Source organism: Xanthomonas sp. LMG 12460 (assembly GCF_009192895.1).
GTDB lineage: Bacteria > Pseudomonadota > Gammaproteobacteria > Xanthomonadales > Xanthomonadaceae > Xanthomonas_A > Xanthomonas_A sontii.
Map to the genome: position 1 here is coordinate 16,219 of NZ_NKUH01000121.1, position 11,183 is coordinate 27,401.

The window sequence follows — 11,183 nt, forward strand, 5'->3', positions numbered from 1 at the left end:
GTTCCGGCTTCCGGAGGTCCGATGTCCAACGCGTCCCGTTCCACCGCCGCGGCCGAGGCGGCGCGTGCCCGCCAGTCCCGCCAGGCCGCCAGCAGCGCCGGCCTGGTCTATGTCAGCGACCAGGAGCCGGGCATCGTCCGCCGCCGCGCCGGCAAGGGCTTCGGTTACCGCCTGCCGGACGGCAGCGCGGTGCGCGATGCGGCCACCCTGCAGCGCATCCGCCAGTTGGCGATCCCGCCGGCCTACACCGAGGTGTGGATCTGCACGCGCGACAACGGCCACCTGCAGGCCACCGGACGCGACGCGCGCCGGCGCAAGCAGTACCGCTACCACGTCGACTGGGCGCAGGTGCGCGGCGACGGCAAGTTCGAGCGCATCGTCGCCTTCGGCCAGGCCCTGCCGCGGCTGCGCCGGCGCCTGCGTCGCGACATGGCGCTGCCCGGCTACCCGCGCGACAAGGTGTTGGCGATGGTGGTGGCGCTGATGGCCGAGACCCTGGTGCGCGTGGGCAATGCCGAATACGCACGCAGCAACCGCTCCTACGGCCTGACCACGCTGCGCAACCGCCACCTGGCCTTCGTCAAGGGCGGCCGGGCGCGGCTGCAGTTCCGCGGCAAGGGCGGCCAGGAGCACGACATCGAGGTCGACGACGTGCACCTGGTCAAGCTGATCCGCGGCTGCCAGCAATTGCCCGGGCAGGCACTGTTCCAGTATCGCGACGACGACGGCCAGCTGCAGCCGGTGGATTCGGGCGAGGTCAACGACTACCTGCGCGAGGCGATGGGCGAGAGCTTCACCGCCAAGGACTTCCGCACCTGGGGCGGCACCCGCGCCGCGCTGCAACGGCTGGCCGCGCTGCCGCTGCCCGACACCGGCGGCGAGCGCGCGCTGGCGCAGGCGCAGAACGCGGTGATCCGTGAGGTGGCCGAGGCGCTCGGCAACACCCCGGCGGTGTGCCGCAAGGCCTATATCGACCCGTGCGTATTCGACGGCTGGCGCTGCGGGCGCCTGCACGGCCTGTGCGAGGGCGTGCGCGGCGAACGGCAGTGGGATCTGATCACGCTGAAGTACCTGGGGCGGGCACGCACCGCGGCACGCAAGGCGGCCAAGGCCGCCGATCGCAGCTCGGCCAAGGCGCCGCCGCTGCGCAAGGGCGCACGTGCTGCGCGCAAGGGCGCTGCGGCGGGCGCGCAGGGCAGCGGTACCCGCGCCAAGCGCAAGACCGCAACTCCCGCACGCAAGCGCGCCTGAGCACCGCGCCGCCGCGGGCGCGGCGGGCGGGCCCGGCGACGCGGATCAGCCGCAATACACGGTAGTGATGTTGTTGGTCGGGCCGATCTCGACGGTCAGGCGGTCGCCGCCGGTCTCGCGCGCGCCGCGGTTGGCGCTGTCCACGCCGCTGGAGGTGGCGCCGTTGTCGCTGACGCTGCTCTTGACCACCTGCACCTTGAGGCTGTCGCTGTCGACGCGGGCGCGTTCGACGGTCATGCGCGAGGCGGCCAGGCCGACCGCGCCGCGCACCTTGTCGATATGGCATTGGCCGGAGATGACGCCATCGATCGGCTGCACCTGCGCCACCTGGGTGGTGCTGCAGGCGCCGAGCAACAGCACGGCGGCGAACGGGGCGAGGCGGGCGAGCGGGTGGCGGATCATGGGGCGTCTCCTTCGATCGATGGCGCGAGCCTGTCGCGGCGCATGTTTGCGCCGCATGAAGAGATCGCGCCGGCGGTTTCACCGGTCGTGGCCGCCGGCGGGGACAGACTCGGGATTCCCCCAGCAACCGGAGCCGATCATGGCCACCTGCGATGTCTGCGGAAACGACTACGACCAGGCCTTCACCCTGACCCAGGGCGCGCGCAGCGGTACTTTCGATTCGTTCGAGTGCGCCATCCACGCCTTCGCCCCGCGCTGCAGCCACTGCGAGTGCCGCATCGTCGGCCACGGCGTGCAGGCGGGCGAGCGCATGTTCTGCTGCGCGCACTGCGCCCAGCACGCCGGCGTCAGCGGTCTCGCCGACCGCGCCTGAGCGACGCCCGTTCCTTCCCTTCGAGGAGGGTTGCGCGACCGCGTCCTCCTCCCGCATCCGGAGTATTGCCGATGGCCTCCCGCAAGCGTCCTGCCGCCACCAAGTCCGCCCCGTCCAAGCGCAGCAGCGCCACGGCGTCGTCCAGCGCCAAGACCGTGCAGCAGCAACGCGCGCTGCAGCGCGCGGTCGATGCCGGCGACGCCAAGCCCAAGCCCAAGCCCAAGCGCGCCAAGCCGGGCGACGCCGGCCAGGCCGGGCCGCGCAAGCAGCCGCAGCGCATGCCCAGGCAGCACCTGGCCAAGCCGGGCAACGAGCACGAACTGGCGCTGCAGCCGCGCTTCGAGGCGCCGGAGTACGTGGGCAGCGGCAAGCTGCGCGGCATGAGCGCGATCGTGACCGGGGCCGACTCGGGCATCGGGCGCGCGGTGGCGGTGCTGTTCGCGCGCGAGGGCGCGGATGTGGCGGTGCTGTACCTGGACGAACAGGAGGATGCGCAGGTCACCCGCCAGCATGTGGAGAACGAAGGCCGCCGCTGCATCACCATCGCCGGCGACGTGAAGGATCCAGCGTTCTGCGAGGACGCGGTGGCGCAGACCGTCAAAGCCTTCGGTGGGCTCGATGTGCTGGTCAACAACGCCGCGTTCCAGTTGCATTGCGATGCGCTGGAGGACCTGAGCGAGGAACATCTGCAGGAGACCTTGCAGACCAACATCGCCGGCTATTTCCACATGGCGCGCGCGGCGCTGCCGCATCTCAAGCGTGGTTCGGCGATCGTCAACAGCGGCTCGGAGACCGGGCTGTTCGGCAGCAAGTCGCTGTTGGACTATTCGGCGACCAAGGGCGCGATCCATGCCTTCACCATGGCCCTGGCCAGCCAGTTGCAGCCGCGCGGCATCCGCGTCAACGCGGTCGCGCCGGGGCCGGTGTGGACGCCGCTCAATCCTGCCGACAAGCCCGCCGAGGACGTGGCCGAGTTCGGCAAGCAGAACCCGATGGGACGCCCGGCGCAGCCGGAGGAGCTGTCGCCGGCGTACGTGTTCCTTGCCTCGCCGATCACCGCCAGCTACATCAATGGCGCGATCCTGCCGGTGATGGGTGGGCCGACGGGCTAGTGGGTGAGTGGCTTGGCGGGTGAGTTGGCTGGCGGTCGGACCCTCACCCCAACCCCTCTCCCGGCGGGAGAGGGGCTCGGCTTTTCCCTTCTCCACTCGGGAGAAGGTGCCCCGCAGGGGCGGATGAGGGTGCGGTCGCTCGTGTTCAATCTCAGCGAGTCGCTTCGCGCCCCGACCCTCACCCCAACCCCTCTCCCGGGGGGAGAGGGGCTTTGCTCACTCCGTTTCGGCCCAGCGCGACAGGTTCTGCTTCAGCGCGTCGATGCCGGCCCAGGGATCCTTGCGTCGCCGTTTCAGCTTGGCCGGGACGTCGCGCAGCTTGAAGGCGTCGGCGCGGTGCAGCCTGGACAGGTCGCTCCAGGCCAGCGGCATCGCCACCGGCGCGCCGGCGCGGGCGCGCAGCGAGTACGAGGCCACGGCGGTGGCGCCGCGGCCGTTGCGCAGGTAGTCGACGAAGATGCGCTGGTTGCGCAGGCGCTTGCTGGCGGTGGCGAGGAAGCGCTCGGGTTGCGACTGCGCCAGTGCGTCGGCGAAGCCGTGGGCGAAGCGCTTGGTCAGGTCCCAGTCGCAACCCGGAGCCAGCGGCACCACCACGTGCAGGCCCTTGCCGCCGGACACGCGCAGGAACGACTCCAGCTCCAGTTGCGCGAGCAGCTTGCGGATGTCGGTGGCCGCGCGCTTGACCTCGGCGAAGGGCACGTCCGGGCCCGGGTCCAGGTCGAACACCACGCGGTCGGCACGCTCCGGGGACGCGGCATGCGCGCCCCACGGGTGGAACTCCAACGCATTGAACTGCACCAGTTCGAGCAGCCCGGCCGCATCCTCGACCACCAGGTACTCGGCCTGGGTGCCGCTTTCTTCCTTCAACCGCACCGACGACACCAGTTCCAGCCCGGCGGTGTGGTGCTTCTGGAAGAAGCACGCGCGTTCGGCGCCGGCGGGGCAGCGGATGATCGACAGCGGGCGACCGGCGATCTCCGGCAGCAGGTGATCCATCACCGCGCTGTAGTAGTCCCAGACCTCGCGCTTGGTCGCGCCGATGTCGGGGAAGACCACGCGGCCCGGGCTGGACAGCGTCGGCGGCGTGCGCGCGGTGCCCGTGGTCGCGACGTCGCGCTTGCTGCGCCGGGGACCGCTGGTCTTGGTCTCGCTCGCCTTCGCCGCCTTCGCCACCTTGGTCGCCTTCGTGGCTTTGACCGTTGCATCTGCCCTGGCTTTCCTGGCCGGCCGCCTCGCCCGCGCCGCCGCCGCGCGCGGTGCCGGTGCGTCGGCATCGCGCAGGTCGGCGATGTCCTTGTCCGGGCGCACCGCCTTCAACGAGGCCTGGCGCAGCAACTGCTGTCCGCCGATGCCGCGGTAGAACACCTCCACCACGAAGCGCGGCGCAAACCAGCGTGCGCTGCGCAGGTCGGTGTCGGTGGTCGGCACGTGCACGCTGGGCGTGGCGCTGCCGGCCTTGCCGATCAGCGCGGTCAACTCGCGCAGCAAGGCGTCGGAGAAGCCGGAGCCCACGCGCCCGACATACAGCCAGCCATGCTCGGGATCCGGTCGCGCCAGCAGCAGCGCGCCGAAGCCGCTGCGGCTGCCCTTGGGTGCGGTGTAGCCGACCACCGCGAATTCGTCCGAGCGCAATTGCTTGGTCTTGCGCCAGTCGTCGTTGCGGCCGCCGTGGTAGCCGCGGTCGGCGCGTTTGGAGACGATGCCCTCGAAGTGCTGCGCGCCGGCGAGCTGGAACGCGGCGTCGCCGTCGCCGTCGATGTGCGAGCTGAAGGCCAGGTGCGCATCGGCGCCCTGCAGCAGCCGCTGCAGCAGCGCCTTGCGTTCGGACAGCGGTGCGGCGGCGATGTCGATGCCGTCCAGGTGCAACAGGTCGAACAGGGCCAGCGCGAGCTTGCCCTGGCGCTCGCCGGACAGCACCGCCTGCAGCAGGTTGAAGTCCTCCTTGGTGCCCTTGCCGGCGATCAGTTCGCCATCCAGCGCCGCGGAACGCAGGCCCAGCGCGGCGATGGCGTCGCGGATCTCGGGAATCTTGTCGGTCCACTCGATCGCGTTGCGCGACCACAGCCGCACCACGCCGTCGGCGACAGTGGCCAGGATCCGGTAGCCGTCCCACTTGATCTCGTGGATCCACTGCGCGCCCTGTGGCGGCGCGTCGCCCAGCCGGGCCAGCTGCGGCGCGAACGGTCCGTCCGGCGCCGCCGCCGGCATCGCGCCGGGCAGTGCCTCGGCCAACTTGGCCCAGTTCGTCCGGCGGCCCTTGCGCATTGGCGCCACCACCGTGACCTTGCGCTTGTCCGGTTTGCCGGCGCCGGCGCGCTTGACGTCCTGCGCCGGCGCCGCGGTGACATCGGCCAGCAGGTCGTCCGCCTCCAGGTCGCCGGCGAAGGCGTCGTCCTCCTTGAACAGCAGCCACTGCGGCTGCCGCGCCGGCTTGCCCGAGCGCACCAGGTGCCAGCCGCCCTTGAGCTTGTCGCCGAACAGTTCGAAGCGCAGATGACCCTTGGCCAGTTGCGCCTGCGGATCGTCCGCGCTGCTCCACACGCCGTGATCGAACTGGGCGACGTGGCCGCCGCCGTATTCGCCCTGCGGGATCTCGCCCTCGAACGTGGCGTAGTCGAGCGGATGGTCTTCCACTTCCACCGCCATGCGCTTGACCTTGGGGTCGTAGCTCGGCCCTTTCGGCACCGCCCAGCTCTTCAGCGCATCGCCGACCTGCAGGCGGAAATCGTAATGGCGGCGGCTGGCGTGGTGCAGCTGCACGACGAAGATCGGCCGCTGCCCCGCCGGCACCGGCTTGCCCGGCTCCGGCTCGCGGGTCTTGTCGAAGCGGCGCTTGCGGCGGTAGTCGGCGAGGCTCATGGCGCGGGCCCGGCCCGGGTCACTTGCGCAGGTGCGCGCGGACCGCCGCGGCGCTGCTGCCCACCGCCTGCACCGCGGCGCGGAGTTCTTCGGCGGACACGCCCAGCGCCTGAGTCCAGTCGCGCACTTCGTCGTCTTCGTGGAGGTTGATGCGGTCGCGATCGGGCGAACCGATGTTGCGGGTGTCGTCGCTCATGCCGAAGTCCTGTGCAGAAGCCGCTGCGGTCGTGGGGCGCACACCGCAGAGCGCGGCGGCGAGGTCCGACGGACGCGGCATGCGTCGGCGGACCGATTCGAAAACTTCTAGTCGCGCCGGCGTGGCATCGCCGTGAACGCCGTGTCAGTCCGATGCATGCGCGTCGCTGGCGTGGGCGCGCGTGCCGCTGCCTCAGAACGCCAGCGAGGTACTGAACAACAGCTGCCGCGGCGCGCTGCGCTGCAGCGTCTGGTAGTCGCCGGCGAACGCCGAGCCGGCGATGTTGGCGGTACCGATGTTGTGACGATCGAGCAGGTTGCTGACGTCCAGGCGCAGTTCCAGGCCGGGCAGCGGGCTGTCGGACCCCAGCGTGTACGCCGCGTACGTGTTGACCTGCCAGAACGCCGGCACGCGCAGGTCGTTCTCGTAGGTGAAGGGCTGATGCAGGTACTCGGTGCTGGTGGCGCCGAAGCGCCAGTGGCGCACATGCGCCGACAGGTCGCTGACCAGCGACAGTTGCGGATAGCCCGGCTGCGCCTTGCCCTGGATCGGATAGACGTTGTCGTCGACGACCACGTCGCGGTCGTAGACCGAGCGCGCCAGCGCCACGCCTTGGTAGAACTGCAGGTGCGGGGTGAGGTCGACGGTCACGCCCAGGTCGGCGCCGAAGGTGTGCATCCTCGGCATCACCTGCACGGTGTTGACCTGCGCGAACTGGGTGCCGACCGCGGCCGACAGCAGGCGATGGCGGATGTCGCCGTAGAACACGTCCGCGGTGACGGTGGCGCGGTCGAAGCGATGGGTGCCGCCGAGGGTGAGGTTCCAGTCCTGTTCCGGCTGCAGGTGGCGGGCGAGGCGGTCGAACGTTGCCTGGTCGGGGACGGTCCAGGCCGAGGCGGTATAGCCGATGTTGCCGCGCTGGGCGACGCGGAAGCCGTTCATCGCGCTGCCCAGGTCGACGAAGCCGTCGGTCTGCGCGGTCGGGCTCCAGAACAGCGATAGGTGCGGCAGGAACGCGCTCTTCGCGCGCAGCGTGCCGGCCGCCGGCCGGTCCGGCGCATCGCCGACACCGCCGCCGCTGGTGCGGAAATCCACCGCCTTGGCGCCAAGGCCCAGCACCAGCGTGTCGCTCAGCGCGATGTCGTCGTGCAGGTAGACCTGGCGCGCGCGGGTGGTCCACTGCGAGACGTTGTCGGTCTTGAACGCCGGGCCGTACACATCCCACGGCCCGGTGGTGCGCAGCGGCCGGCCCTGCCCCAGCAGCGGCTCGGTGTACCAGAAGGTCGCCGCGTCGGCGCTGGCGTGTTCCTGCCAGAGGCCGGCGCTGAGGGTGTGCCGGCCGAGCAGGTAGCTCAGACTGAGCAGGCCGCCGCTGCGCTGCAGGTGCGGCGCCTGCACCTGCTCGGAGAACGGCGCAGCGTCGGGCGAGGGCGTGGTCGGATCGCTCAGCGTGGCGTGGGTGCGGCTGCGCGCGCTGTAGAGCTGCACCCGCCCGCTGAGCGCGTCGGAGATGCGGAAGTCGTGCGCGAGCGAGGCGATGCGGTCGTCGGTGACCTGGCCGGTGTCGTACGGCAACAGCCCGGCCAGCGTGCCGCAGCGGTAGACGCCGCACGAGGCGCCGGCGTTCTGCGGCAAGGCGATGGCATAGGCCCTGGCGTAGTCGGGATAGAGACTGTCGGCGCGCCAGCCCAGCTTGCCGAGCATGTCGAAGGACAGGTTGTTGTAGCCCCACATCGCGGCGTGGCTGGCCGACAGGAACACGGTGAACGTGCCCCAGGCCACGTCCTGGGTCGCCTTCAGGTCGCCGCGCAGGAAGCGCTGGGTGCCGCCGCCCTGGTACTTGTCCGCGCCTAGCCGTTGCAGGTCGACCTGCAGCTTCGGGCCGTTGGCGCCGAGCTGCCCGCTCTGCGCGGAGACCGTGGTGACCCGGGTCGCGTCGCTGCCCACGCCCTGCCTGAGGCGCAGGCCGGGCGTGTCCTTCGGTTCGCCGAGGCGGTACTCCAGCGCGCCGCCGTTGGCACTGCTGGAGAACACGCTCACCGGTGCCGCGCCGGGGCTGACCGTGATGGTGCCGATGGCGTCCGGCACGCCGACGTTGACCACGCTGGTGCCGGTCAACGACAGGAAGCCGCTGTCGTTCAACGGCACGCCTTCGAAGGTGATGCCCATTTCGTTCATGCGGAACCCGCGCACGAACAGGCTGGTGGCGGAGACGTCCAGGCCCAGCCCGTCGGTGGTGGTGTAGCTGGCGCCGGGCACGGTCTTCAGCCGCGCCAGGCCGTTGCTGCCGGCGATGTCGGCGTCCATGTCGCCGGCATTGATGACATAGCGGTTCGGGCCGACCACTTGCGTAGGCGCCACCGCCGCCGCGTGCGGCGAGGCCACCACATCCAGCGCGGACAGCGTGGTCGGCGTGGTGTCCGCATCGGTGCCGGCGGCCGCGTCCGCAGCGTGCGCCGGGGATGCTGCGAGGCAGGCGGTCAGCGTCGCGGACAACAACGACGGCGTGCACGCGCGCATGCGGCGATGCGGTGCAGAGATCGGCAAGGCGGTGGCGCGGAGACGGGAGGAGGTCGCGTGCATGGTCGGATCCGGCGTGGAGTGGGAAGCGGTGGCGCACGCGCGCACCCAGCGCAGGGCCGCCTGTTCGCGGCGGCGTCCGGCTGGCTGTGCGTTTGCGATGACAGTGCGCCGGCGCTGCGGCGCGGAACAGGGAAGATGGCGCGCGGCAGGTGCGGCGGCCCGCTCCGGATCGATGGAGGCGAACGGCGCAGCTGCGGCAGCGCGCTTCCCGCGGTGAATACAGCGGCGTGAAGCGATGCAGGTAATTCTTGCATCGCATGTGCGCTTGCACCATTGCGCGTTGGTACAGCGCTGCCTGCTGCGCGTATGCGATGCGATACATGGGTATAGGGCGCTGGTGCCGCTGCGCGAACGAGGATGGATCAGCGCCGACGTCTACGGCGAATGCATGCACGGTGGCCGGGGGGCGACCTCATGCTGCTGTACGCGTGCGCGAGACATGGGGCCGAATGCTCAGGACCGATGCGATTCCACCGGCAGGCGCCGGGTGCGACTGGCCTCGCGGAGCGGCGCCATCGCCAGGCTTGCAGACGCCTGCCGCCCATGACCTGCGACCTATTGACGACAGTTGTCGTCACGGGTAGCTTTGCCGACACGTGTAGTCATCGGAGTGGGCGGATGCGCCGCAAATCGATCGGGGACCAGGAACTGGCCCTGCTGCAGTACATCGCCGAACACGGCGATGCCAGTGTCGGCGAGGTCGCCGCCGGGTTCGGCGAGGCGCGCGGGCTGGCGCGCTCGACCGTGCTGACCATGATGGAGCGCCTGCGCGCCAAGGCCTATCTGCGTCGCCGCCAGGTGCAGGGCGTGTACCGCTATGCCGCCACCAGCGGCCAGGACGACGTGGTGCGCAGCGCGGTCGGCAGCTTCGTCGAGAAGACCCTGCAGGGCTCGGTCTCGCCGTTCGTGGCGTGGATGTCGCAGCGCGCCGAGGTCAGCGACACGGAACTGGCCGAACTGGAGGCACTGGTGGCCAAACTGCAATCGCAACGGCGAGAGGACTGAGCCATGCACAGCCTGGTGGGGACGGACGTGTTCGAGAGCCTGCTGTCGCGCCTGCTGGCGACCAGTGTGCAGACGCTGGTGCTGGTCGCGCTGATCTGGGCGCTGTGCCGCTGGCTGCCGACCCTGCCGGCGGCGACGCGTTGCCGGTTGTGGTGGCTGGTCGCCGCGCAGAGCGTGCTGGGCCTGCTGTGGGCCGGGGCGGTGCAGCTACCGGTGCTGCCGGCCGCGCCGGCGCCGGTCGTTGTAGCACCGGCGGCCGCCGCCACGGTGCCGGCGACGCCGGCAGGCGCTGCGATGCCGCGCGTGTCCGCTGCGATGCCTACGCAGATCAACGTCAACGCCACCGCTGCCACCGCGGCGATCGCCGCACCCCCGGCCACGACATCCCTGGCGGCCTGGCCGTGGGCGCAGGCGCTGGTGGCGCTGTGGCTGGCCGGCGTGCTGGTCTGCGCCGCGCACAGCGTGCTGGCCTACCGTCGCAGCCGCCAGCGTGCACGCGAGGCGGCGCCGTGCACCGACACCGCCCTGCTCGGTGCGCTGCGCCTGGCGGCCGAGGCCCACGGCCTGCGCCAGCCGCCGCAGCTGCGGCTGTGTGCGCGCACCGATTCGCCGCAACTGATCGGGCCGTGGCAGCCGGTGCTGCTGCTGCCGGCGCGGCGCATGGACAGCCTGCGCGCCGACGATCTGGACATGGCGCTGACCCATGAACTGGTGCACCTGCAGCGCCGCGACCTGTGGTGGGGGCTGCTGCCGGCGGTGGCGCAGCACCTGTTCTTCTTCCATCCGCTGGTGCACCTGGCCAACCGCGAGTACGCCCTGGCCCGCGAGGCGGCCTGCGACGCCGCGGTGGTCGCAGGCCACCGGCATTGCCGTCACGACTACGCGCGGCTGCTGGTGCAGCTGGGCGTGGCACCGCGGCCCAGCGCCGGCCTGGCCAGCGCTTCGCCGACCTTCCTGAGCCTGAAACGGAGATTGCAGATGCTGCAGACCACGTCCGCTTTTCCGCGCCTGGGCGCGGCCCTGATCCTGACCGCGGTGGCCGTGCTCGGCGTGGCGCCGCTGCGCCTGGTGGCCCAGCCCGGCCATGCGCTGCCTGCCGCCGGCAAGCCGGCTCCGGCCTCCCAGGCGCAGGCCGCGGCGCCACCGAGCGAATACACTGCCGATGACGCGGCCCGCGAAGCGGCGCTTGCGGCGGCGGAGGCGCAGGCTGCCATGGCGGCTGCAGATGCAGCGAAGCAGGCAGCCGACGCGAGCGCAGCGGCGCAGGAGCCTGAGATGGAAGCCGCGAACGCGGCGGCCGCGGAGGCGGCCGATGCGGTCGACATGGGGGACGCCGGTGCCGCCGCCCGCGCCGCCAACGTGCCCGCAGTACCGCCGCCGCCGCCGCCGCCGCCCGCGCCGC

General features: G+C 71.5%; 9 protein-coding genes. 5 read left to right on the plus strand and 4 right to left on the minus strand.

Annotated features, from left to right (window positions below; all coding sequences use genetic code 11):
- Positions 1-21 precede the first annotated feature (21 nt).
- A complete protein-coding gene (locus CEK66_RS19265; protein ID WP_152237973.1) occupies positions 22-1,251 on the plus strand; it encodes a DNA topoisomerase IB in 1,230 nt (409 codons plus the stop codon).
- Positions 1,252-1,296: 45 nt separating this feature from the next.
- Here the strand turns inward: CEK66_RS19265 and CEK66_RS19270 are convergent, their stop codons facing one another.
- Positions 1,297-1,653 (minus strand): hypothetical protein, encoded by a 357-nt coding sequence (locus tag CEK66_RS19270; RefSeq protein WP_017909735.1) that lies wholly within the window; start codon positions 1,651-1,653, stop codon positions 1,297-1,299.
- 139 nt (positions 1,654-1,792) lie between these two features.
- On the opposite strand from CEK66_RS19270, the gene CEK66_RS19275 reads away from it, so the two are divergent.
- Positions 1,793-2,026: a hypothetical protein gene (locus CEK66_RS19275; protein ID WP_010342266.1), complete on the plus strand. Its 234-nt coding sequence runs from the start codon at positions 1,793-1,795 to the stop codon at positions 2,024-2,026.
- Between the two features lie 71 nt (positions 2,027-2,097).
- Entirely contained in the window at positions 2,098-3,138 is a 1,041-nt protein-coding gene (locus CEK66_RS19280; RefSeq protein ID WP_152237974.1) for an SDR family oxidoreductase, read from the plus strand.
- Between the two features lie 216 nt (positions 3,139-3,354).
- On the opposite strand, the gene ligD is transcribed toward CEK66_RS19280, so the two are convergent.
- The 3 genes from ligD to CEK66_RS19295 all read right to left on the minus strand — a co-directional run bounded on the left by ligD (position 3,355) and on the right by CEK66_RS19295 (position 8,713).
- Positions 3,355-5,997 (minus strand): DNA ligase D, encoded by a 2,643-nt coding sequence (gene ligD / locus CEK66_RS19285; protein ID WP_152237975.1) that lies wholly within the window; start codon positions 5,995-5,997, stop codon positions 3,355-3,357.
- A 19-nt stretch (positions 5,998-6,016) separates the two neighbouring features.
- A complete protein-coding gene (locus CEK66_RS19290; protein WP_152237976.1) occupies positions 6,017-6,193 on the minus strand; it encodes a DUF3606 domain-containing protein in 177 nt (58 codons plus the stop codon).
- 192 nt (positions 6,194-6,385) lie between these two features.
- A complete protein-coding gene (locus tag CEK66_RS19295) occupies positions 6,386-8,713 on the minus strand; it encodes a TonB-dependent receptor (protein ID WP_152237978.1) in 2,328 nt (775 codons plus the stop codon).
- A gap of 681 nt (positions 8,714-9,394) precedes the next feature.
- On the opposite strand from CEK66_RS19295, the gene CEK66_RS19300 reads away from it, so the two are divergent.
- Both CEK66_RS19300 and CEK66_RS19305 read left to right on the plus strand, forming a co-directional pair.
- Entirely contained in the window at positions 9,395-9,781 is a 387-nt protein-coding gene (locus tag CEK66_RS19300; protein WP_017909741.1) for a BlaI/MecI/CopY family transcriptional regulator, read from the plus strand.
- Between the two features lie 3 nt (positions 9,782-9,784).
- Positions 9,785-11,183 (plus strand): M56 family metallopeptidase (locus tag CEK66_RS19305; RefSeq protein WP_152237977.1); only part of this gene is annotated, 1,399 nt, incomplete at its 3' end.

Bases quoted from the DNA above. Each gene is read 5' to 3' on its own strand.
- CEK66_RS19265 (WP_152237973.1), top strand. From the start codon at position 22: ATGTCCAACGCGTCCCGTTCCACCGCCGCGGCCGAGGCGGCGCGTGCC.
- CEK66_RS19275 (WP_010342266.1), top strand. From the start codon at position 1,793: ATGGCCACCTGCGATGTCTGCGGAAACGACTACGACCAGGCCTTCACC.
- CEK66_RS19295 (WP_152237978.1), bottom strand. From the start codon at position 8,713: ATGCGCGCGTGCACGCCGTCGTTGTTGTCCGCGACGCTGACCGCCTGC.
- CEK66_RS19290 (WP_152237976.1), bottom strand. From the start codon at position 6,193: ATGAGCGACGACACCCGCAACATCGGTTCGCCCGATCGCGACCGCATC.
- CEK66_RS19280 (WP_152237974.1), top strand. From the start codon at position 2,098: ATGGCCTCCCGCAAGCGTCCTGCCGCCACCAAGTCCGCCCCGTCCAAG.
- CEK66_RS19300 (WP_017909741.1), top strand. From the start codon at position 9,395: ATGCGCCGCAAATCGATCGGGGACCAGGAACTGGCCCTGCTGCAGTAC.
- CEK66_RS19270 (WP_017909735.1), bottom strand. From the start codon at position 1,653: ATGATCCGCCACCCGCTCGCCCGCCTCGCCCCGTTCGCCGCCGTGCTG.
- ligD (WP_152237975.1), bottom strand. From the start codon at position 5,997: ATGAGCCTCGCCGACTACCGCCGCAAGCGCCGCTTCGACAAGACCCGC.